Annotated in this window: 21 protein-coding genes and 1 tRNA gene; 16 read left to right on the forward strand and 6 right to left on the reverse strand. The window is 62.1% G+C overall.

Annotated elements, in window-relative coordinates; genetic code table 11:
- Positions 1-131: 131 nt before the first annotated feature.
- Together IVA95_RS38745 and IVA95_RS08805 are read left to right on the forward strand one after the other, a co-directional pair.
- The gene (locus tag IVA95_RS38745; protein WP_256470174.1) at positions 132-257 is read left to right on the forward strand and encodes a hypothetical protein; all 126 of its coding nucleotides are present in this window, start codon (positions 132-134) and stop codon (positions 255-257) included.
- Positions 258-1,469: 1,212 nt separating this feature from the next.
- Complete coding sequence (locus tag IVA95_RS08805; protein ID WP_247510160.1) at positions 1,470-1,736, forward strand: hypothetical protein; 267 nt, start codon at positions 1,470-1,472, stop codon at positions 1,734-1,736.
- An 18-nt stretch (positions 1,737-1,754) separates the two neighbouring features.
- Here IVA95_RS08805 and IVA95_RS08810 read toward each other — a convergent pair whose 3' ends face one another.
- From IVA95_RS08810 to IVA95_RS08820, 3 genes are all read right to left on the reverse strand, one after another.
- On the reverse strand, positions 1,755-2,168 hold the full coding sequence (locus IVA95_RS08810) for an SEC-C metal-binding domain-containing protein (protein ID WP_247510161.1): 414 nt from the start codon (positions 2,166-2,168) through the stop codon (positions 1,755-1,757).
- A gap of 151 nt (positions 2,169-2,319) precedes the next feature.
- Positions 2,320-2,757: a DUF1186 domain-containing protein gene (locus IVA95_RS08815; protein WP_346657990.1), complete on the reverse strand. Its 438-nt coding sequence runs from the start codon at positions 2,755-2,757 to the stop codon at positions 2,320-2,322.
- Positions 2,758-3,013: 256 nt separating this feature from the next.
- A tRNA-Ser gene (locus IVA95_RS08820) sits at positions 3,014-3,107 on the reverse strand.
- Between the two features lie 889 nt (positions 3,108-3,996).
- Between IVA95_RS08820 and IVA95_RS08825 the strand changes: the two genes are divergently transcribed.
- On the forward strand, positions 3,997-5,526 hold the full coding sequence (locus IVA95_RS08825; RefSeq protein ID WP_247510162.1) for a porin: 1,530 nt from the start codon (positions 3,997-3,999) through the stop codon (positions 5,524-5,526).
- Between the two features lie 198 nt (positions 5,527-5,724).
- Here IVA95_RS08825 and IVA95_RS08830 read toward each other — a convergent pair whose 3' ends face one another.
- Positions 5,725-7,950 (reverse strand): lytic transglycosylase domain-containing protein, encoded by a 2,226-nt coding sequence (locus IVA95_RS08830; protein ID WP_247510240.1) that lies wholly within the window; start codon positions 7,948-7,950, stop codon positions 5,725-5,727.
- Between IVA95_RS08830 and IVA95_RS08835 the strand changes: the two genes are divergently transcribed.
- The 5 genes from IVA95_RS08835 to IVA95_RS08855 all read left to right on the forward strand — a co-directional run bounded on the left by IVA95_RS08835 (position 7,850) and on the right by IVA95_RS08855 (position 10,754).
- Complete coding sequence (locus IVA95_RS08835) at positions 7,850-8,140, forward strand: hypothetical protein (protein WP_247510244.1); 291 nt, start codon at positions 7,850-7,852, stop codon at positions 8,138-8,140. The genes IVA95_RS08830 and IVA95_RS08835 overlap by 101 nt on opposite strands.
- A gap of 96 nt (positions 8,141-8,236) precedes the next feature.
- On the forward strand, positions 8,237-9,127 hold the full coding sequence (gene dapA / locus IVA95_RS08840) for a 4-hydroxy-tetrahydrodipicolinate synthase (protein ID WP_247510163.1): 891 nt from the start codon (positions 8,237-8,239) through the stop codon (positions 9,125-9,127).
- A gap of 42 nt (positions 9,128-9,169) precedes the next feature.
- Entirely contained in the window at positions 9,170-9,583 is a 414-nt protein-coding gene (gene mscL, locus IVA95_RS08845; protein ID WP_247510164.1) for a large conductance mechanosensitive channel protein MscL, read from the forward strand.
- A 1-nt stretch (position 9,584) separates the two neighbouring features.
- A complete protein-coding gene (gene smpB, locus IVA95_RS08850; RefSeq protein WP_247510165.1) occupies positions 9,585-10,058 on the forward strand; it encodes an SsrA-binding protein SmpB in 474 nt (157 codons plus the stop codon).
- A 120-nt stretch (positions 10,059-10,178) separates the two neighbouring features.
- Positions 10,179-10,754 (forward strand): peroxiredoxin, encoded by a 576-nt coding sequence (locus IVA95_RS08855; protein WP_247510166.1) that lies wholly within the window; start codon positions 10,179-10,181, stop codon positions 10,752-10,754.
- Between the two features lie 278 nt (positions 10,755-11,032).
- On the opposite strand, the gene IVA95_RS08860 is transcribed toward IVA95_RS08855, so the two are convergent.
- Together IVA95_RS08860 and IVA95_RS08865 are read right to left on the reverse strand one after the other, a co-directional pair.
- A complete protein-coding gene (locus IVA95_RS08860; RefSeq protein ID WP_247510167.1) occupies positions 11,033-11,686 on the reverse strand; it encodes a uracil-DNA glycosylase in 654 nt (217 codons plus the stop codon).
- A gap of 137 nt (positions 11,687-11,823) precedes the next feature.
- A complete protein-coding gene (locus IVA95_RS08865) occupies positions 11,824-12,453 on the reverse strand; it encodes an NYN domain-containing protein (protein WP_028345653.1) in 630 nt (209 codons plus the stop codon).
- Positions 12,454-12,807: 354 nt separating this feature from the next.
- On the opposite strand from IVA95_RS08865, the gene rpoZ reads away from it, so the two are divergent.
- The 8 genes from rpoZ (at position 12,808) to IVA95_RS08905 (ending at position 20,451) form a co-directional block, all read left to right on the forward strand.
- Positions 12,808-13,200: a DNA-directed RNA polymerase subunit omega gene (gene rpoZ / locus IVA95_RS08870; protein WP_225678536.1), complete on the forward strand. Its 393-nt coding sequence runs from the start codon at positions 12,808-12,810 to the stop codon at positions 13,198-13,200.
- Between the two features lie 292 nt (positions 13,201-13,492).
- A complete protein-coding gene (locus IVA95_RS08875; RefSeq protein ID WP_247510168.1) occupies positions 13,493-15,784 on the forward strand; it encodes a bifunctional (p)ppGpp synthetase/guanosine-3',5'-bis(diphosphate) 3'-pyrophosphohydrolase in 2,292 nt (763 codons plus the stop codon).
- 191 nt (positions 15,785-15,975) lie between these two features.
- Positions 15,976-16,740, forward strand: coding sequence for a pyridoxine 5'-phosphate synthase (locus tag IVA95_RS08880; protein WP_247510169.1), 765 nt, complete (start codon positions 15,976-15,978; stop codon positions 16,738-16,740).
- Positions 16,737-17,156, forward strand: a complete 420-nt coding sequence (acpS, locus tag IVA95_RS08885; RefSeq protein WP_247510170.1) for a holo-ACP synthase — start codon at positions 16,737-16,739, stop codon at positions 17,154-17,156. Before IVA95_RS08880 ends, acpS begins: the two co-directional genes overlap by 4 nt.
- A 282-nt stretch (positions 17,157-17,438) precedes the next feature.
- Positions 17,439-18,197 (forward strand): signal peptidase I, encoded by a 759-nt coding sequence (lepB, locus tag IVA95_RS08890; RefSeq protein WP_171582013.1) that lies wholly within the window; start codon positions 17,439-17,441, stop codon positions 18,195-18,197.
- Entirely contained in the window at positions 18,194-19,006 is an 813-nt protein-coding gene (gene rnc, locus IVA95_RS08895) for a ribonuclease III (RefSeq protein ID WP_213251996.1), read from the forward strand. Before lepB ends, rnc begins: the two co-directional genes overlap by 4 nt.
- Positions 18,996-19,922 carry a GTPase Era gene (gene era, locus IVA95_RS08900; RefSeq protein WP_247510171.1) on the forward strand — a complete coding sequence of 309 codons (927 nt, stop codon included), beginning with the start codon at positions 18,996-18,998 and terminating at the stop codon, positions 19,920-19,922. The genes rnc and era overlap by 11 nt, the downstream gene beginning before the upstream one ends.
- A 118-nt stretch (positions 19,923-20,040) precedes the next feature.
- A complete protein-coding gene (locus IVA95_RS08905) occupies positions 20,041-20,451 on the forward strand; it encodes a hypothetical protein (RefSeq protein WP_247510172.1) in 411 nt (136 codons plus the stop codon).
- Positions 20,452-20,614 lie beyond the last annotated feature (163 nt).

Here is a 20,614-nt window from a genome sequence, read left to right on the forward strand (position 1 = left end):
AGAGTCCGTGCACACGACTTTTTCACGGCACCAGTGAGTCGCGACGACATCGACTGCGCATCGAACGTGGTTTGCGCGAATTCAAGAAAGTGCTGCGGCACAGGCGCTTCTTGCAATCTTGACAAATGCCGATGGCGGTCGTTGCGGCACTTTTTGCATTGATGCGCGAGCATATCGTCGCGTCGCCGACTGCAGCGCTGCGCGCGCTCTCACATTGCCGCGTCAACACTTCCTTAAGCGGGACGCTGTTTTTTTGAATGTGTTGGTGTATTCGGGATGTAGTGCATCTCGATTCCCGAGTGCACGCAGCGACTAAGCCATCTCACTACATTAGGAGGGCAACATGGCCAAGAAAGCTAAGAAGGCGAAGAAAGCGAAGAGCGCAGTGAAGAAGACTGCGAAGAAGACCCGCAAGGTCGCCAAGAAGAAGAAGTAAGTTCGCTTCTTTGAAAATTGCCGGCGGCTCGATGCCGGCACGTCACCCGAGCCCCAAGACGAAACGCTGAAGGCTCTGGTCGACGAAAGAGGGTGTCGGCGAGACATCAGGTCAAACGGCTGGATCGTATTTCGGAAGAGCTTGCTCTTTCAAACCGGTCCGGCAGAAGAAACAGGTTTTCTTCGTTCGGTGCGGGTATCCTTAACTGCCCGCAATTTCACCGGGGCAAAAGCCCGGCTTGAAATCTGGTCCTGACGTGTTCGCCGACGCCCTCGTTCCCTTGGGGCGTAGTTGCCCCCGGAACGCCCGCTTTCGCCGGAGCACTCCGACAGCCCGCGCATCAGGCGCTCGGCACTGAAGTTTTCCAAGTTCACTTCATCATTCATAAACGCCGACTGTCCGGTTCCGCCTGTCGCGCCGGTTCAGGCGCGTTTCGGTGGCCGACCCGCCTTGAACTAGAGCATGATGTTTTTTGGTTGATCGATTTGGCCGCAGACGCACTTCACCTCTCCCGCTTGCGGGGGAGGTCGGCGCGAAGCGCCGGTGGGGGCTCTCTCCACTCGGGCAGTGTCGCCCGCGGAGATACCCCCACCCCAGCCCTCCCCCGCAAGCGGGAGAGGGAGCGCACCTTCTTCGTGGTCGCAATCAAACTCAATTTCATCATACTCTCCTGCATGGCCGCAGAGCTGCGCGACGCCTGGTCATCTGCTGGAACCGTCAACGCTCCAATCGGGTGACGGGTGATAATGACACTGGCATCCCCCGCAATGGTTATCGTTCCGCGAAACCGCAGGGTAAACCGACTTTCACGATCGGCCACTTCTCGCTGTGCCGCAGATACTTCTGCGATTCCGCGTTCGATGGCGCGAAGTGCCCGTTTACGCCCCGTTCATCGCAAACCTTAAACTGCCCTTCAAATTTGATCGGCCATGATCATCCCAACAACAGACCGGAAAACGGCGTTGGGGATGTTTCAACAGTGGACAGGGGCCGCGCTCGGGGGAGGGCGGCAAAATAAGAAGGGGAGCTACAGATGTTTCAGAGGCAGATCGATCTCGACACCGCAATTCCGGTGGAGGCGACCGCGATTCCGGACGTGCTGTTCGAGCGCGGCCTTTACTGGGCGAGCGGCCGTTCCGGCGTGGTCAATCTCGTCGCGGCCCACAAATGGTTCAATCTCGCCGCGCTGAAGGGACGCGCGGATGCGATCGCCATGCGCCGCGAGGTCGCCGCGATGATGTCGGATGCCGAAATCGCCACCGCACAGCGCGAGGCGCGTGCGTGGATGACGGCGCACTGAGGCCAGGTGCAGCCGGCATCAGGCCGGCGGCCCTCCTGTAGCAAGGCAGCACTTCTTGAACTTCTTGCCGCTCCCGCAGGGACATGGATAGTTACGGCCGACGTTACGCCAGGGGTTCCTGATCGGCTCGCTCGGATACGCGAATTCGGCCCACGGGGCTTCGTCGTCGCCATCTTCGAAGACGTCTTCGGCGCCGCGCGTCCAATCCAGCGCCACGAGTACATCCTCGATGTAACCGAGATTGTTTTGCGTGAACCGGTCAATGTCGTCGGGCGCGCGTTCGGCTTCGGCAATCTCGTCGTCGAACTCGGCGATCCATTCCTCGGGTATGCGCTCTTCGCGAAAGGCATTGTCGACGAGCGGCACCAGGTCGCGATTCCAAGCAGGGCGATCGCTTGCAGCCAACCCGCCCACGCCTGATCGCCGTCTCACGCCTGATCGCCGTCTTCGGCCGAGCGCTCTTCATAGAACCGAACAAGCAGGTCCCGAAAGCGATCGCGCGGGATGCGGCGCTCCCATGCAAGGAAAGTCGCCGCACCGAACAACGCTTCACGGATCAATCCATCGATTGAGCGATCGATGATTAGGGCGAACAGGGCGTCGTATCATCATCGAACACGCCAGTGACAATATTGGCCAGGCTTTCAATGACGATATCGCCGATGAGATCGTCGACGTCTTGAAAGGGCCGGCGCAGTAGCCGCAGGAGCGGCTGGCAGGCTTCCCGGTCGCGCGCTCCGCCCAGGATGTGAAGCCCGCGGAACAGCAGCAGGCTGTCATCGTCCGACAGAACTTCGCCATCCGCGGCCCGCAGCAGGACAGCGCGCAAGCTCGGCGCGGATTCTTCGATTCTCACCACGCACATGCCGACCGCGAAATCGGGCAGCTCCGACTCCGTCGCGACAGCATGAAGGTGTTCTTCGATCGGACCGAGTCGGGCGCTCCACCGCGCCGCGGATGCTGCAGATAGGATGCTCTCCCAACGGCAAGAGACGCTCGAACATCGCCGCAAATAGCGCAATGGTTATGGCAGAGGGAGGAGGAAGGGAAGGGCAGCCCCGCGGTCGCTTGCTTCGCGATCAGCGCCGATACTCCACACGGGGTTACAGTCTCCCCGCGCTCCTGTGGAGCTTCGGGAGACACCCTGTCGGCCTTCGGGTGGCCGAAGCCCGCGAGGGCGTGCGGCCCGCCGTCGCTGCTTCGCGTCTTTGGCGCGGCACCCGCCGTCATTTGCGCTTCACCGCGGCATGCCACGCCGAAGCGCAAGCGAAGGCAGGTGGCGGAGCCGGAGGGATTCGAACCCTCGATAGGGCTTTACAACCCTATAACGGTTTAGCAAACCGCCGCCTTCAGCCACTCGGCCACAGCTCCATGAGGGCGGATATGCCCGACGCGAGGGCGGGCCGCAAGCGGCAGATTCAGGTTACGCCGGGGCCATTTGGTGGCGGTGCCGCCGCCAGCGTTCCTGCCGTGTCGATCCCGCATCCCGCGGAGCAGGTGACGCCGCTCTTTTTCAAGGCTTCGCATTCGATTCGGCGTCGGCATGCAGCCTTGACTAAGTGGCTTGGGAAGCAGGCGCTTCAAATTCAGATATAAAGCGTCACCTTCGCTCCGTAGCGAAATGCATCTCGATCCTGGGGCTTTTGCATTTCCTCGCGTGCTGGTTCCCTGGGGATCGCCGGCCGAAACGGGCCAATGACGGCGAGGGCGCCAGCCTCAGACTTATATACTTGTCATCTATACTCGTCATCGCTGTCGTGACTCTCGCCCAAACCGGCTGCCGCGTCGCCTTCTCTTATGCGTTTTGTTCGATGGATGCGGCGAATCCCGCCGTTCGATTCGACGCGATGGGGATGCCTAGAAGGGGGAAAGCCGCTTGCTGCGCTGCGCGCACAACGATTCACGTGTCAAATAGAACTAATCAAAAATATCTATCAGAAACAAAGGCTTGCAGAAAAACTTCGATCACAAACGCGTGTTATTTGTGCAACACCCTTCGGAAAAGGGGCGGGGTAGGGCCGTTCTGAGCGGTTCCTTTGTTGCGTGTGCAGACGTCCTCGGTAATTGTGATCGGGCGACGGAGGGGGGCATCCCGAGGTCGTCCCGTTTTAGGTGGTTCGCTTAAGTCCCTCGCGTTCATGCGGGAGTGTCCGAAGGCGCGAAGCGACTAAGCGGGTTTCAGGGGACAAGGGAACCAACCTTAGGGTGATTCACCCAGCGGATCCGGAACCTTCCCTACAGAGCAACTTGGAGGTTTAATATGAAGATGGTTAAGAGCCTAATTCTCGGCTCAGCGGCGGGTCTGATCGCCATGAGCGGGGCGCAGGCGGCCGATCTTCCCGTCAAGGCCAAAGCGGTCGAGTACGTGAGGATCTGCTCCCTGTATGGTGCTGGTTTCTGGTATATCCCGGGCACCGACACCTGCATGAAGATCGGTGGTTATCTGCGCGTCGACACCACGTTCAACGCTGCCGGCACCCAGGGTCAGCCGGAGTGGAGCGGCGACGCCGGCCAGGGCAACCGCTACGTTCACAACTTCTTCACCCGTTCTCGTCTGGCGCTGACGGTTGATACCCGCACCGCCACCGAATACGGCGTCGTCCGTACCTTCGGTCAGGGTGACTTCACGTTCGATACATTTGGCGGCAGTACCAATCCGACCACCCTCTCCCCCATCGGCGCTTTCACCTCGAGCCAGCTTCATAGCGCTGGTGGCGGCTATGTCGCGGTTGAGTTCGCGTTCATCCAGTTCGCCGGGTTCACCTTCGGTAAGTCTGCTTCGGCCTTCGCAACGCCGTGGCATGGTTATCCGGGCAACAACACCTCGTTCCTGCTCGGCGGTCATGACACTGTGACCGGTGTGAACAACATCCAGTACACCGCGCAGTTCGGCAACGGCGTGTCGGCCACCATCGGTCTTGATGATCCGGTCGTGTTCCACCGCACCACGCTGGCCAACCTGACCACCGTGAACGCGTTCGCCGCGGGCACCCAGGGCTACGGCGGAGTTTTCACGCCTGATATCGTCGCCAACATCCGCGTCGATCAGGCCTGGGGTCTCTTCCAACTGTCAGGTTCGTTGCATGAGAACCGCGCGGCCTACAATGCGATCAGCGGTACTCCTGGCGCAGAAGTTACCGGTCACCCCGACACCAAGTGGGGCGGTTCGGTGATGGCTGCCTTGCAGATCAAGAACCTTCCGACGGGTGCCGGCGACGACATCAAGTTGGACGCGACTTGGGCCAAGGGTCACACCAAGCAGGTGATCTCCACCAGCGGTGGTTCGCCGAGCTTCTTGATGTACGGCGATACCGGTCTTGCCGGCGCTTATCAGAGCATTGGCTTCGGTGCGACCACGGATTCGACCTTCCTCCCGACTGCTTTCGGTGGCGATGGCAATATCCATCTCACGACAGCTTATGGTGTTCGCGGCGCGTTCAACCACAACTGGAGCCCCTATTGGTCATCCAGCTTGTTCGGCAGCTACGCTGCAGTTCGGTATGATGACGTTTCGGCTGCTGCCATCTGTGGTCGGATTGGCCACATCCCAGTCGCTGGCACGGGTTATTCCTGCAATCCGGACTTCAACACCGCCCAGCTCGGTCTCATCACCCGCTGGACTCCCGTCAAGAACCTGACGTTCTCGGCTGAAGTCGGCTGGTTCCACCTCGACCAGAAGTTCACGGGGGCAGCCCTCTTCGCCGCCAACCAAGCGAAGCCGGCCGCTGTCTACGAGTTCAAGGACCAGGACACGGTGTACCTGAACGTTCGCGCTCAGCGTAACTTCTGATCCCGATCGTCTGACACTTCTCTAGGAGAGCCCCCGGCAGGAAACTGCCGGGGGTTTTTCGTTGTTCGAATTGGGCAAGGTGGAGCCGCTGCCTTTCGGGCGCTTCCAGCGCAATTCGAACGGCGGCTGCCACGCCGCAGGCTCGGTTCTGCGGGCATGGTTCGATTTCGACTAAGTCTTGGTGTCGCCTGAAAATTGCTATTCGACGCTGGCGCCGCGGTGCAGGTCGGCTTCAATCTGAAGCTTGGTCCCGCCGCCGAACCGCGCGCGATAGACCTGCAGATTCTCCATGATCCGCTGCACGTAATTCCGCGTCTCGGAGAACGGGATTTGCTCGACCCAATCGACCGCGTCGACCTTGGGATCGCGCGGATCGCCGTAGCGCTCGATCCACTTTTTGACGCTGCCGCGACCGGCATTGTAGCCGGCGAAGGTCAGAATGTAGGAGCCGCGATAGTCCTCGAGCAGCCCGCCGAGCTCGGCGGCGCCAAGCATGGCGTTATAGACGGAGTCCGTCTTCATCCGATTGAGGTCGAAGCTGACGCCGGCCCGCTTGCAGACATAGCGCCCGGCGTCCGGCGTCACCTGCATCAGCCCGTAGGCCTGGGCTGGTGAGACCACGGCCGGATTGAAGGCGCTTTCCTGCCGCGCGATCGAATAGATGATGCTGGGCTCGACCTCAGGGCCTATCTGCTTGAACCGCGGAATGCCGATGACGGGATAGGCGTAGACGTCGAACGGCAGGCCGCGATTAAGCGCGGCCTTGCCGAGCAGCAGCATGCCGCGGGCATCGCCGTGGCGCGAGGTGAGCTCGCCCAGGCCTACCAGGGCTTCGGGATCGCCGTTCTCGCCCATGTCGGCGAATATCGGGATCGCGAGTTCGCGCTCGTCGAGGTCATACAGCAACTGCACCGCGCGAACGATCTCGAATCGCTCGGCGCCGCGGCCCCGGGCGCTTGGGGCGCCATTCAACTGAAGCTGCGGCAGGCCAAGCTTGGCGCGGGCGAGCTGACCATAATAGCTGGTCGATTGTTCGGCGGCGCGGCCGTACGCCGCGCGGGCCTCTTGCGCGCGGCCGGCCGCTTCCGCCGCGCGGCCTTGCCAGTAGCCGGCGCGCGCCAATGCAGTCGGGTTCGCGCTGCCGACGCCGATGCGCGCGAAGTGCTGGGCTGCGACCGCTGGATCTTTCAGGAACCGCAGCGCAATCCAGCCGGCGGTGAATTCCTGCTCGGTCTTGTAGATGTCGCGCGTCGGCAGCGCCGCATCCCGCGCGATGAGATACGCGGTGCGATGCTCGCCGACATCAAGCATCTTGCGCGCCAGCAAGCGCCGCTCGATCCACCATTCGTTGAGATTGTGCAGGCGGTTCGGGTCTTTCGGCGCGCTCAGCATGAGCTGTGCGGCCTCATTGAACTTCTCTTCGCGGCGAAGAAGCTGGATTTTTGCGAAGATGTAGCCGGTTTCGCCGTGCAATTCGCGCGGCACCGCCTCGAGCAGCGCCCTAAGGTTGGAGGACTTCTTGTTGGCCGCGATCCGCGCTTTGGCAAGCGCCACATGGCCTGAGCCGAGCCGTTTGGCGGCGCGCATGCCGCCGGTTTCCTGCTCAGTGCCGTAAAGCAGCGACTCCATCCGTGCCTTGTGGTCGCCCGCCGTCAGCAGCGCGCCGAACATATCGAGCGCGGCGTTCTCGGTATCCTCGGACATGCCGTCGTGACGCCAGGCCTCGCGAACCAGCCGTTCGGCATTGGCGCGATCGCCGCGCGCGAGCATCACCTTCGCCAGCGCGAACTTGCCCTTGCCCGAGATTGGCGACTCGTTCTCGAACCACGACCAAACGGTCGAATCGTCGCGGCGGTCATCCCACAGCGCGGCCTCGATGCGCCGGCGCAGGAAAGTCTGCGACGGCCAACTCGGATTGGCTGAAACGAACGCACGGTAGCGCTCGACCGAGGCGTTGTTGTTATCGCTGCGCAGGATCAGCCATTCCGCGAGCTTGCGGGCGACCGGATCCGAGATCGTGGCTTGCACCTGCGTTGCATCGCCGGGCTTCTGCTTCCGCACCAATTCGATGACGTTCTCCAGCGCGTCCTTGTCGGCCTGAGACGTCGAGGAGGTCGCGGCCACGGCGGCTGGGGCGTGTCTGCGCGCGGGCGGTGCGACAGCATGCTGGCGGGTCGCAGGCGCCAGAACAGGCGGCGGCGGGGCCGGCGCTGCATGCGCCTGCGCAGTCGGTGCAGCCGGGGCGGCGGTATTCGCCGTCGGCGCGGACTTGGGAACGACGTTGCGGGCAATCGGTCGCGGCTTCGGCAGGGGAACCTTTGGCTTGGCCCAGCTTTCCAGAGGGAAGGAAGTCAGTCCGACCGCCAGCGCCAAGCTTGTGGCCAGAGCGGTCGATCGCAACGCGGCGGCGCGGGCGGAAGGGATCACGGCTTTCCTCTGCGGCGGCGAATCATTCAATCGCTCCAGCCCTATTTTGATTGAATATGTGGACAAAATGCTAAAAACGTCGCGGTGGACCTGTTTGCGCCATCACCGCGGCAAAATCGCGGCCATCGGCCTTCGAGAAGGCAGATGGCGGCGCGAGCCAAGAAAGAGCGTCGGAACAAAGCGCTAGCGCCTTATGCACGGCCCTTTCGCCTGATCGCCAGACCCGATATGAATTGAAATCCAGTTCCGGTCGTGCCGTTTCTTAAGCGTTTGGAGGAAGTCCATGGCAGCCAAGACAAAATTCCGGGGGTCGTTCACCGCCTTGGTCACGCCATTCAAGAACGGTTCGCTCGACGAGGCCGCCTTCCGTGGCCTGGTGAGCTGGCAAATCGCCGAAGGCACCCACGGTCTGGTCCCGGTGGGAACGACCGGTGAAAGCCCGACGCTGAGTCATGACGAGCACAAGCGCGTGGTCGAATGGTGCATCGACGAGGCCAAGGGCAAGGTGCCGGTGATTGCGGGCGCGGGCTCCAACTCGACCAAGGAAGCGGTCGAGCTCGCCGAGCACGCGGAGAAGGCGGGAGCAGATGCGGTGCTGGTGGTGACGCCGTACTACAACAAGCCCACCCAGGAAGGCATGTACCAGCACTTCAAGACGATCAACGATGCGATCGGGATTCCGATCATCATCTACAATATTCCCGGCCGTTCCGTGATCGACATGTCGGTCGAGACCATGACGCGCCTGTTCGCCCTGAAGAACATCGCCGGCGTGAAGGATGCGACCGCCAGCATGGTGCGGGTATCGCAGCAGCGCGCCGCGATGGGCGAGGACTTCAATCAGTTGTCGGGCGAGGACGCCACCATCCTCGGCTACATGGCGCATGGCGGCCATGGCTGCATCTCGGTCACATCAAACGTCGCGCCGCGGCTGTGCTCGGAATTCCACGCGGCATGGCAGAAGGGCGATCACGCCACCGCGCTCAAGCTGCACGACAAGCTGATGCCGCTGCACAACAACCTCTTCATCGAAAGCAATCCGGCGCCGGTGAAATACGCGCTCTCGCTGCTCGGCAAGATCGACGAGAAGCTGCGGCTGCCGATGGTGCCGGTTACCGAGCCGACGCGCCTCGCCGTGCGCAGCGCCATGGTCCATGCCGGCCTGATCAACTAGATCGGTTCCGCTTCGCCCGAAGAACGAAGAGGGGAATCCAACGTGCTGAAGGAATTCCGCGAATTCGCGATGAAGGGTAACGTCGTCGACCTCGCGGTTGGCGTGATCATCGGTGCGGCCTTCGGCGCCATCGTGACCTCGCTGGTTGGCGACGTCATCATGCCGGTCATCGGAGCTATCACCGGCGGTCTCGATTTCTCCAATTACTTCACGCCGTTGTCGAAGGCGGTGACCGCCAACAATCTGGCGGATGCCAAAAAGCAAGGCGCGGTGTTGGCTTGGGGCAATTTCCTGACTCTGACGCTGAACTTCCTCATCATCGCTTTCGTGCTGTTCGTGGTCATTCGCGCCATGAACAAGCTGAAGCGCAAGAACGAGACAGCACCCGCGCCGCCGAAGCCGACCCGCCAGGAAGAACTGCTGACCGAGATCCGCGATCTCCTCAAGAAGAGCTAACGTGGCAGACAAGAACGAGCGCCCGATCAAGGTTGTCGCCGAAAACCGCAAGGCCCGATTCAATTACGCGATCGAGGACACGGTTGAGGCCGGTATTGCGCTGACCGGCACCGAAGTGAAGTCGATCCGCAATGGCAAGACCACCATTGCGGAGTCCTATGCGGATTCCAAGGACGGCGAGATCTGGCTGATCAACGCCAATATTCCGGAGTATCTGCAGGCCAACCGCTTCAACCACGAGCCAAAACGGCCGCGCAAATTGCTGCTGCACCGAAAGCAGATCAACAGGCTGATGGGCGCGGTCGATCGCGAAGGCATGACGCTGATTCCGCTAAAACTCTATTTCAACGAGCGCGGTCGCGCCAAGTTGTTGCTGGCGATCGCCAAAGGCAAGAAGCTGCACGACAAGCGCGAGAGCGAAAAGAAGCGCGACTGGGGCCGGGAAAAAGGCCGCCTGATGCGGGCGCGAGGATAGGCGGTATATGTCTATCCGTCATTGCGAGCGAAGCGAAGCAATCCATTGGGCCTCAAGGAAGTATGGATTGCTTCGTCGCTTTCGCTCCTCGCAATGACGGCGGAAGCAGAGGGGTTTGAGATGAACCAGAAAAACCTGCTCGAAGTCGACTGGAGTAATATCCCCCCGCCGGTCGACGACGGCGCGGCGGCGCATCTCGTCGGCATGGCGCTTCCGCCGGTCACGCTGCTGGCCACCGACGACAGTTCGGTGATGCTATCGGCGCTTCCCGGCCGCACCGTGGTGTTCGCCTATCCCCGCACCGGCTCGCCGGGCAAGATCAGCCTGGTCGACGACTGGGACATGATTCCCGGCGCGCGCGGCTGCACGCCGCAAACCTGCTCGTTCCGCGATCTGTTTGCGGAGTTGAAAGCGGCCGGCACCAGGCAGGTGTTCGGCCTATCGACCCAGGACAACGTCTACCAGACCGAGATGGCGTCACGGCTGCATTTGCCGTTTCCGGTTCTGTCGGATGAAAAGCTTAAGCTCACCCGCGCCCTGAACTTGCCGACGATGGAGGTAGCGGGACTGACGTTGATCAAGCGGCTGGCGCTGATCGTCGATGACGGGCGCATTGCCCACGTGTTCTATCCGGTTTTCCCGCCCGACCGGAACGCCGCCGACGTACTGGCATGGCTGAAGGAAAATCCTGGTTAAATTGTAGGGCGGGCAAAGCCAACGGGTCGCGCAGTGCGCGCCCGATGACAGGCTCCGCGTGCCCACCATCCAGATCACCGACGCCAATGGTGGGCACGCTGCGCTTTGCCCACCCTACATTTCTGTTTGACCTCATCCTCAGGAGCCGCGCAGCGGCGTCTCGAAGGATGAATGGCACCGGCGGGGGCCTCGTGGTTGGAGACGGCGCAGAGTCTGTCATCGGGCCGCGCTACGCGCGGACCCGTTGGCGCCTCCTCACCATGAGGGTTGAATGGTATCTATGCCCCCAAATCCTTCCGCACCTTCGCAAACACCTCGCGAAACATTTTCGGCGTCAGCACCCCGGTATTGGTGTTGTAGCGCGAGCAATGATAGCTGTCGTAGAGCTTGATGGCGCCGGCCTCATGCACGGCGCCGTGCGCAAAGGGGGCGGCGCCATTGCGCAGGCTGAGTGCCTTCAATGTCGATTCATGGGCGATCCGCCCGAGCGCGACGATGGCGCGAAGTCTGGGCATCGTGCCAATGGTCGCGCTGAGAAATTGCCGGCAGGTGTTGATCTCGACCGGCAATGGCTTGTTTTGTGGTGGCACGCAACGCACCGCGTTGCTGATCCGGCAGTCGACGAGCTTCAGTCCGTCGTCCGGTCGCGCCTGATAGACGCCCTTCGCAAAGCCGTATTCCAGCAAGGTCGCGTACAGGAGATCGCCGGCGTAGTCGCCGGTGAACGGGCGTCCGGTCCGGTTGGCTCCCTGCAGGCCCGGCGCCAGCCCGACGATCAACAGTTGCGCGGAGGCATCGCCAAACGAAGCGACCGGCGAGTTGTGCCAACCCGGCTCGCGGGCACGTGCCTGCGCGCGGAATTCGGCGAGCCTCGGGCAGAGCGGGCAATTGCGGTCGGGTTCGGCAGCAGCAGGAGCGGGGAGATTAGCCATCTATCCTTCGAGCGAACTTCAGTCACGGACCTGATCCGGGATCGATACCGGTTCGCGTCAGATGCGCGCGCCAAAACAAAAAGCCCCGGTTCTGTTTTCAATCAGAACCGAGGCTCTAGCAGTGTACTGGCTCATGCTCAATCGTCGAAATCGTCGTCGCCGGCTCGTGGCGCCACGGTGGTCGCGCGCTGCAGGAATTGCGGCGAGTGGTGGCGCGGCTCGCGCGGGGCAGGACGCTCGGAGGGATCGCGGCCCAGCTTTGATTGCAGCTCGACAAGGTCGGTGAAGACGTCAGCCTGGCGGCGCAGTTCGTCGGCGATCATCGGCGGCTGGCTTGAAATGGTCGAAACGACCGTAACGCGAACGCCGCGACGCTGCACCGCTTCCACCAGCGAGCGGAAATCGCCGTCGCCCGAAAACAACACGATCTGATCAACATGCTCGGCGAGCTCCATGGCATCGACGGCAAGCTCGATATCCATGTTGCCTTTCACCTTGCGGCGGCCGGATGCGTCGATGAATTCCTTCGTTGCCTTGGTGACAACGGTGTAGCCGTTGTAGTCGAGCCAGTCGATCAGTGGACGGATCGAGGAGTATTCCTGATCTTCGATGATTGCCGTGTAGTAGAACGCACGCAACAGCGTCCCTCGGCTCTGGAATTCCTTAAGAAGGCGCTTGTAATCGATGTCGAAGCCGAGCGTCTTGGCCGTTGCGTAAAGGTTGGCGCCATCGATGAAGAGCGCAATCTTGTTGGAAGCTGGTGACATCAAATGGTTCTCACGTTGTTGTTAGCTTTTCTAGCGCAGCGGCCAATGACCGCGCGCACTTTCTAGGTCTGTTGCCTAAAGTTCGGTGAATCGTGCCCCACGACAGTCACCACTGCAATTATGGTGAGGCGAGGGCGAAAAACCTATACTTTTGACAGTGCAATCAAGAGATTTGCTTGTCCGGCACGGCAACCCCGCCGCGTCTGGACGCTCCGGCCTTCTGGTCCCAAGGTTTGGCGTATCAGAGCCCATTGGGAAGGCAAATCACAAATTTGGTCTTGCGAAACGCACCCTACCACTATAACTAGCGCCCATAACCGACATATTTGGCCCCATTTAACGGAGCGACAGTCTATGGCGCGCGTCACCGTGGAAGATTGCATTGACAAGGTCGACAACCGGTTCGACCTGGTCCTGCTGGCGGCGCATCGCGCCCGTATGATTTCGTCCGGTTCGCAACTGACGGTTGATCGCGATAACGACAAAAACCCGGTCGTTTCGCTGCGGGAAATCGCCGAATCCACTATTTCCCCGGAAGACCTCCGCGAGGAACTGGTTCATTCCCTGCAGAAATTCGTCGAGGTCGACGAGCCTGAGCCCGATACCGTGCCTTTGATCGGCTCGGCCGGCGCCAGCGTGGATGCCGACGACACCGAGGTCGCGGTCGAGCGCATGACCGAGGAAGAGCTCCTCAAGGGGCTGGAAGGCCTGGCGCCGCCGGAAGAGCAGCCCGAAGAGGACGAGTAGGCCGGAACCTTCCGGTTCGTCCCGAACTCCCCGATCTGCCAAGGGCCCGGACGTCAGTCCGGGCCTTTGCTTTTGTTGACATTTTTGCGGTTACAATGCGTCCTTGGCCAGCGCGGCCGAAAACGGCTGACTCGCCGGGCCGATAGGCCAGCGGGTTGGGCGTTGGATGGCCGCAGGCCCAAGCGAAATTGAACCGTATCGCGGCCGGCGCGGCGTGCATCGCCGTTCGAAAACGCATTAGATACGTAACGGCGGGACCCGTCCGGGTCTGGTGGAAGAAGGTAGTGATGTGATGGCGTATTGGCGCCGCAGCTCCCGGCAAATGCAGGCCGCGACCGGCCAGGTCGCGGTTGCGCCGGGGTCGCCTGTGGCGGAGAAGCCGAAATCGCCGCGCTCGCGCATGATGCGGCAATACGACCTGGTCGAGCGCGTCCGCTCGTACAATCCGGATACCAACGAAGACCTGCTCAATCGCGCCTATGTTTACGCCATGAAGGCGCATGGCACGCAGACGCGCGCGTCCGGCGATCCGTATTTCTCGCATCCGCTCGAGGTCGCGGCGATCCTGACCAACCTCAAGCTCGATGACGCCACCATTGTCGCCGCGCTGCTGCACGACACCATCGAGGATACCGAGGCGACGCGCGCCGAGATCGACAATATCTTCGGCCACGAGATCGGCGCGCTGGTCGAAGGGCTCACCAAGCTGAAGCGGCTGGAGCTGGTCTCGCGCGAAGCCAAACAGGCCGAGAATCTGCGCAAGCTCTTGCTTGCGATCGCCGACGACGTTCGCGTGCTCCTGATCAAGTTCGCCGATCGCCTGCACAACATGCGCACGCTGGAATTCGTGCCGCACGCCTCGCGCCGCCGCATTGCCGAGGAGACGCTGGATATCTATGCGCCGCTCGCCGGCCGCATGGGTATGCATGAGATGCGCGAGGAACTGGAAGATCTGTCCTTCCACGTGCTCGATCCCGAAGCCTATGCGGTGGTGAAGCAGCGGCTCGACGCGCTTGCCGACCGCAACCGCAATCTTATCGGCGAGATTGAGAGCCAGCTCTCCAAGAACCTGCAGAAGAACGGGATCACTGCGCGCGTCTATGGCCGCCGCAAGCAGCCGTTCTCGATCTGGACCAAAATGGAGCGCAAGTCGGTCGGCTTCGAGCAACTGTCCGACATCTACGGCTTCCGCATTATCCTGAGCGACCTCGAGGCCTGCTACCGCGCGCTGGGCGTGGTGCACACCACTTGGCCGGTGGTGCCCGGACGCTTCAAGGACTACATTTCGACGCCAAAGCAGAACGACTACCGTTCGCTCCACACCACCGTGATCGGCCCCGGCAACCAGCGCGTCGAGCTGCAGATCCGTACCGAGGAAATGAACCAGGTTGCCGAGTTCGGCATCGCCGCGCATGCCTTCTACAAGGAAGGCATGGGCTCGCCGACCGAGCGGCTCAAGCACGAGTCGAACGCCTTTGCCTGGCTGCGCCATACTATCGGCATTCTCTCCGACAGTGCCAATCCGGAAGAGTTTCTGGAGCACACCAAGCTCGAATTGTTTCACGACCAGGTGTTCTGCTTCACCCCGAAGGGCAAACTGATCGCCCTGCCGCGGCAAGCCAATGTGATCGACTTCGCCTATGCCGTGCATACCGATGTCGGCAACTCGGCAGTCGGTTGCAAGATCAATGGCAAGTTCGCGCCGCTTTCGTCCGAATTGCAGAACGGCGACGAAGTCGAGGTTTTGACCTCGCAGGCGCAGTCGGCGCCGCCCTCGGCCTGGGAATCGCTCGCGGTCACCGGCAAGGCCCGCGCCGCGATCCGCCGCGCCACGCGTACCGCGGTGCGCGATCAATATGCGGGACTTGGCCGCCGCATCGTCGATCGCCTGTTTGCCCGCGCCAAGATCGAATACGCCGACGACAAGCTGAAGGGTGCGTTGCCACGGCTGGCGCGCGCCTCGATCGAGGACGTGATGGCCTCTGTCGGACGTGGTGAGCTGAAGGCCTCCGATGTCGCCCGCGCGATGTACCCGGACTACAAGGAAGAGCGGTTGGTGAAATACGGGGCCAAGAAGAGCCTCGCGGTGAAATTGAAGCTGAAGTCGCCGCCGCATCCGGCGCGGAGCGCCTCGGTGATCCCGGTGCGCGGGATCAATTCCGATTTGCCGGTGAAATTTGCGCCGAACGGCGGCGCGGTTCCGGGCGACCGCATCGTCGGCATCGTAACGCCGGGCGAGGGGATCACGATCTATCCGATCCAGTCGCCGGCGCTGAAGGATTTCGAGGAGGAGCCCGAGCGCTGGCTTGACGTGCGCTGGGACATCGACGAGACCATGCCGCAGCGTTTCCCGGCGCGGATCCTGGTGCACAACGTCAACGAGCCCGGCAGCCTCGCCCAGGTCGCCACCGTGATCGCCGAGCACGACGGCAATATCGACAATATCAGCATGTCGCGCCGCTCGCCCGATTTCACCGAGCTGACCATCGATCTCGAGGTCTATGACCTCAAGCATCTCAGTGCAATTATCGCTCAATTGCGTGCCAAGGCCGTCGTCGCCAAGGTCGAGCGCGTCAATGGGTAGCCTTTCACACGCCGCCGACCCTCACGGTGAGGAGGCGCACGCAGACAAGTTTACGCAGTCTGCGTATACTTGACTGCGCCGCCGTCTCGAACCATGAGGCCACAGTAGGGCCCGCATCCTTCGAGACGCGGCGAAGACGCCGCTCCTCAGTATGAGGGATCGTCCACCAGAGAATACCCGCGAGTCCCAACATGCCCGTTCCTTCGCTCCGCCTCGGCGTCAATGTTGACCACGTCGCCACCTTGCGCAACGCGCGGGGCGGCGAGCGGCCGGATCCGGTGCGCGCCGCGCTGTTGGCGATCGAGGCTGGCGCCGACGGTATTACCGCGCATTTGCGTGAGGACCGCCGCCACATCCGCGACAGCGACATGGCCCGGCTGAAGGCCGAAATATCAAAACCGCTGAATTTCGAGATGGCGGCAACGGAAGACATGCTGCGGATCTCGCTAGCGACAAAGCCCCACGCCGTGTGCCTGGTGCCGGAGCGCCGCGAGGAACTCACCACCGAGGGCGGATTGGACGTCGTCGGCCAGCACAATGCGTTGGCCCCATTCATCGCGCGGCTCAACGATGCCGGCATCCGGGTGTCGCTGTTCATCGCCGCCGACCCGCCGCAGATCGAGATGGCGGCCAAATTGCGCGCGCCGGTGATCGAGATCCACACCGGCGGCTGGTGCGACGCCGTGGTCGACGGCCATGCGGCAAAGGCCGAGGCGGAATGGCGGCGAATCGTTGAGGGTGCCGCATTGGCGCGCGCCGCGGGGCTGGAGGTCCATGCCGGCCACGGCCTCGACTACCAGACCGCGGAGACGATTTCAGCGCTGCCCGAGGTCGCCGAACTCAACATCGGCTATTTCATGATGGGGGAGGCCTTGTTCGTCGGCCTTGGCGAGACGGTGCGGCAGATGCGCTCCGCAATGGACCGCGGCCGCCAGAAAATCGCGGGCCGGCCATGATCATCGGCATCGGCTCCGACCTGGTTGACATCACAAGGGTTGCCAAGGTTATCGAGCGCCATGGCGACCGCTTTCTCGACCGCATCTTCACCGACACCGAGCGCGCCAAGGCGGCGCGCCGCGCCAATAGCGACAAAATGGTGGTCGCGACCTATGCCAAGCGATTCGCGGCCAAGGAGGCCTGTTCCAAGGCGCTCGGCACCGGCATCCGGCGTGGCGTCTGGTGGCGGGACATGGGGGTGGTGAACATGCCGGGGGGACGGCCGACCATGAAACTCACCGACGGCGCGCTGGCCCGGCTCGAAGCGCTGACGCCGGAGGGCTTCGAGGCGCGAATCGATCTGTCGATCACCGACGACTGGCCGCTGGCGCAGGCCTTCGTCATAATTTCGGCGGTCGCACCCGGCAAATCATGAGCCGCGCAGGCGTTTGCGCCGGGGAAGCGGCCAAAACTAAAAATCATTGATTTATCAATGGATTATGAAGTTTTGACAAGGCGCTTGATTGCGCGTCCACGAACAACCGTCTAAAACGCGGCAGCGACGAGTTCGAGCCAGGGCCGATTCCGGTTAGCGCCAGAATTGGCTCTCAATATCAGTTATCTAGACCATTTTCCTGACGCGAACGCATCGGGCGATTCGCGTGCGGAAAACGTTCTGCCACCGTGCGGGCTCGGGCTCGCGGGAATTGGGAAAGCGATGAGCGTGACATCCGGCACAAAATCTGAAAGCGGCTTGGGTGAAACCATCCGCGTCGTCATCCATGCTCTCCTGATCGCGCTCGTGATCCGCACCTTCCTGTTCCAGCCTTTCAACATCCCCTCGGGATCGATGAAGGCGACGCTTTTGGTCGGCGATTACCTGTTCGTCTCGAAATATTCCTACGGCTACAGCCACTATTCCATTCCACTGTCGCCGCCGCTGTTCTCGGGCCGCATCTTCGGCTCAGAGCCGAACCGCGGCGATATCGTCGTGTTCCGCCTGCCGAAGGACGACTCCACCGATTACATCAAGCGCGTGATCGGCTTGCCGGGCGACCGCATCCAGATGCGGGAAGGGCTGCTCTACATCAACGACAAGCCGGTCAAGCGCGAGCGGCTTTCCGACTTCATAGGCGAGGACCCCTGCGGCTCCGACGCCACCGCGCGCGTCAAGCGCTGGAAGGAAACGCTGCCGAACGGCGTCAGCTACGAATCGCTCGATTGCGTCGACAACGGTTTCTACGACAACACCAACGTCTACACCGTGCCCCCCGGCCACTTCTTCATGATGGGCGACAACCGCGACAACTCCACCGATAGCCGCGTGCTGTCGGCGGTGGGCTACGTGCCGTTCGAGAACATCGTCGGCCGGGCGCAGATGATCTTCTTCTCCATTGCCGAGGGCGAACACGCCTGGATGTTCTGGCGCTGGCCGACTGCGGTGCGCTGGAATCGCCTATTCACAATCGTGCGATGAACGACGAGACAGCGACCATTCCCGACACATCGGCCTCGGGCGAGCCGGGCCAGCAGGCAGATGCGCCGAGCGTAGCTGCGCCGAAGAAGAAGCGCGGCAAGGCCGGTGCAAAGGCTGCGGCTGCCGCGATCGAGGGGCGCATCGGCTACAAATTTTCCGATCCGGCGCTGCTGACGACGGCCTTTACCCATGTCTCGGCCCTGAAGCCCGCGACACGCCATCGCGCCGACAGTTATCAGCGGCTGGAATTCCTCGGCGACCACGTGCTCGGGCTGATTATCTCCGACATGTTGTATCGCGCCTATCCGAGGGCGGACGAAGGCGAATTGTCCAAACGTCTCGCTGACCTCGTGCGCAAAGAAAGCTGTGCCGATGTCGCCAAATCGCTGGGCTTGCTCGACGACATCAAGCTCGGCGCGGTGGGCGCAGGGGCGGGCGCGCGCCTGCGCAAATCCGTTCTCGGCGATATCTGCGAGGCGGTGATTGGGGCGATCTATCTTGACGGCGGCTATGCGGCGGCGTCGCAATTCGTCGAGCGCAACTGGCTGGAGCGGATGCGCAAACCGCGCCGGCCGCTGCGCGATCCCAAGACGGTGCTGCAGGAATGGGCCCAGAGCAAGGGCTTGCCGACGCCGGTCTATCGCGAGATCGAGCGCACCGGGCCGCACCACGACCCGCAGTTCCGCGTCGCTGTCGACTTGCCGGGACTGGCGCCCGCCGAAGGCGTCGGCGGCTCCAAGCGCGCAGCCGAGAAGGTTGCAGCCTCCGTGATGATCGAACGCGAAGGCGTCGGCAGCAATGACAGTTGAACCCGCACCCGGCGCGTCTGGCGAGACCCGCTGCGGTTTCGTCGCGCTGATCGGCGCCCCCAACGTCGGCAAATCCACCCTCGTCAATGCGCTGGTCGGCTCCAAAGTCACCATCGTCTCGCGCAAGGTACAGACAACGCGTGCGCTGATCCGCGGTATCCAGATCGAGGACAATGCGCAGATCATCCTGGTCGACACGCCCGGCATCTTCTTGCCGAAGCGGCGGCTGGACCGGGCCATGGTGTCGACCGCCTGGAGCGGGGCCCACGATGCCGATCTCGTCTGTGTGCTGCTCGACGCCAAGGCCGGAATCGATGAGGAGGCCGACGCGATCCTGAACAAGCTCGCGACGGTTGCCCACCCGAAAATCCTGGTGCTGAACAAGATCGACCTGATCCCGCGCGAAAAACTGCTGGCGCTGGCGCAGGCCGCCAATGAGCGGATGAAATTCGAGCACACCTTCATGATCTCGGCACTGTCAGGCGACGGTGTCGCCGACCTGCGCAAGACGCTGGCGAGGAGCGTGCCGCCGGGCCCGTTTCATTATCCCGAGGACCAGATGTCGGATGCGCCGCTGCGGCATCTGGCGGCGGAAATCACCCGGGAAAAGATCTACCGCCAACTCCACCAGGAACTGCCGTATCAATCGACCGTTGAGACCGACACCTGGACCGAGCGCAAGGACAAGTCGGTCCGGATCGAACAGACGATCTTTGTCGAGCGCGAGAGCCAGCGCAAGATCGTGCTCGGCAAGGGCGGCGCCACCATCAAGTCGATCGGCGCGGAGTCGCGGAAGGAGATCGCGGAGATTTTGGGCGTGCCCGTGCACCTGTTCCTGTTCGTCAAGGTGCGCGAGAACTGGGGCGACGACCCCGACCGTTACAGGGAAATGGGGCTGGAATTCCCCAAGGAATGATCGAGGGATGTCTTTGCGGGCGAAGCATCCAGCCGCAGCAAGAAAGATGGATTGCTTCGTCGCTTTGCTCCCTTACACAAATGCCTTGCGTTGTCGCAGGCAATGACGGGCCAAGAACATGACCCAACAATTACCAAGAGCAGGCCCGACGACCGTACCAAGGAACGTGCTGCGGTTTGAGGTTTTGCTGTATCTGTCGCTGACCCTGGATGCGGTGTCGCTGGCGTTCCAGGATCGCACGCCGACCCCGAAAATGACGGAACAGATGATCAGCACCGGAACGCTGATGGCGGCCGGCCTGATCCTGCTGTTGGTCTATTTCGTCCGGCTCGCCGCCGAGCACCGCAAGAACTGGCCGCGCTGGGTGCTGGCGGGAGCCCTGGTACTGTCGGTGATTTCGCTGTTGCAGATCATCGGCGAGAAGGGCATTCAGTTCCACAGCGGCATCGAGGTGATCTCCTGCGCGCTGACCGCGGCCGGATTGTATTTTTCGTTCACAGGCGACGCGGTGGGCTGGTTCAACGCGTGATGTTCTCTCGTGTCCCGGACGCGGTGCACCGCGACGCGGTGCGCCGCAGAGCCGGGACGCATGAGGCTGGGAGTGGACCCCGGCTCAGCGAAGCAGCACCATAGCGCGTCGAAGACGCGCGTAAACGCGCTTGCGGTGCTGCATCGCGTCCGGGGAACGCGCG

This window comes from Bradyrhizobium sp. 157 (assembly GCF_023073815.1).
GTDB lineage: Bacteria > Pseudomonadota > Alphaproteobacteria > Rhizobiales > Xanthobacteraceae > Bradyrhizobium.

Excerpts from the sequence above, each read along its gene's own strand:
- IVA95_RS08875 (WP_247510168.1), top strand. The coding sequence starts at position 13,493 with ATGGCGTATTGGCGCCGCAGCTCCCGGCAAATGCAGGCCGCGACCGGC.
- IVA95_RS08880 (WP_247510169.1), top strand. The coding sequence starts at position 15,976 with ATGCCCGTTCCTTCGCTCCGCCTCGGCGTCAATGTTGACCACGTCGCC.
- dapA (WP_247510163.1), top strand. The coding sequence starts at position 8,237 with ATGGCAGCCAAGACAAAATTCCGGGGGTCGTTCACCGCCTTGGTCACG.
- IVA95_RS08860 (WP_247510167.1), bottom strand. The coding sequence starts at position 11,686 with ATGGCTAATCTCCCCGCTCCTGCTGCTGCCGAACCCGACCGCAATTGC.
- acpS (WP_247510170.1), top strand. The coding sequence starts at position 16,737 with ATGATCATCGGCATCGGCTCCGACCTGGTTGACATCACAAGGGTTGCC.
- IVA95_RS08905 (WP_247510172.1), top strand. The coding sequence starts at position 20,041 with ATGACCCAACAATTACCAAGAGCAGGCCCGACGACCGTACCAAGGAAC.
- IVA95_RS08865 (WP_028345653.1), bottom strand. The coding sequence starts at position 12,453 with ATGTCACCAGCTTCCAACAAGATTGCGCTCTTCATCGATGGCGCCAAC.
- era (WP_247510171.1), top strand. The coding sequence starts at position 18,996 with ATGACAGTTGAACCCGCACCCGGCGCGTCTGGCGAGACCCGCTGCGGT.
- IVA95_RS38745 (WP_256470174.1), top strand. The coding sequence starts at position 132 with ATGGCGGTCGTTGCGGCACTTTTTGCATTGATGCGCGAGCATATCGTC.
- IVA95_RS08855 (WP_247510166.1), top strand. The coding sequence starts at position 10,179 with ATGAACCAGAAAAACCTGCTCGAAGTCGACTGGAGTAATATCCCCCCG.
- IVA95_RS08825 (WP_247510162.1), top strand. The coding sequence starts at position 3,997 with ATGAAGATGGTTAAGAGCCTAATTCTCGGCTCAGCGGCGGGTCTGATC.
- lepB (WP_171582013.1), top strand. The coding sequence starts at position 17,439 with ATGAGCGTGACATCCGGCACAAAATCTGAAAGCGGCTTGGGTGAAACC.
- IVA95_RS08805 (WP_247510160.1), top strand. The coding sequence starts at position 1,470 with ATGTTTCAGAGGCAGATCGATCTCGACACCGCAATTCCGGTGGAGGCG.
- rpoZ (WP_225678536.1), top strand. The coding sequence starts at position 12,808 with ATGGCGCGCGTCACCGTGGAAGATTGCATTGACAAGGTCGACAACCGG.
- rnc (WP_213251996.1), top strand. The coding sequence starts at position 18,194 with ATGAACGACGAGACAGCGACCATTCCCGACACATCGGCCTCGGGCGAG.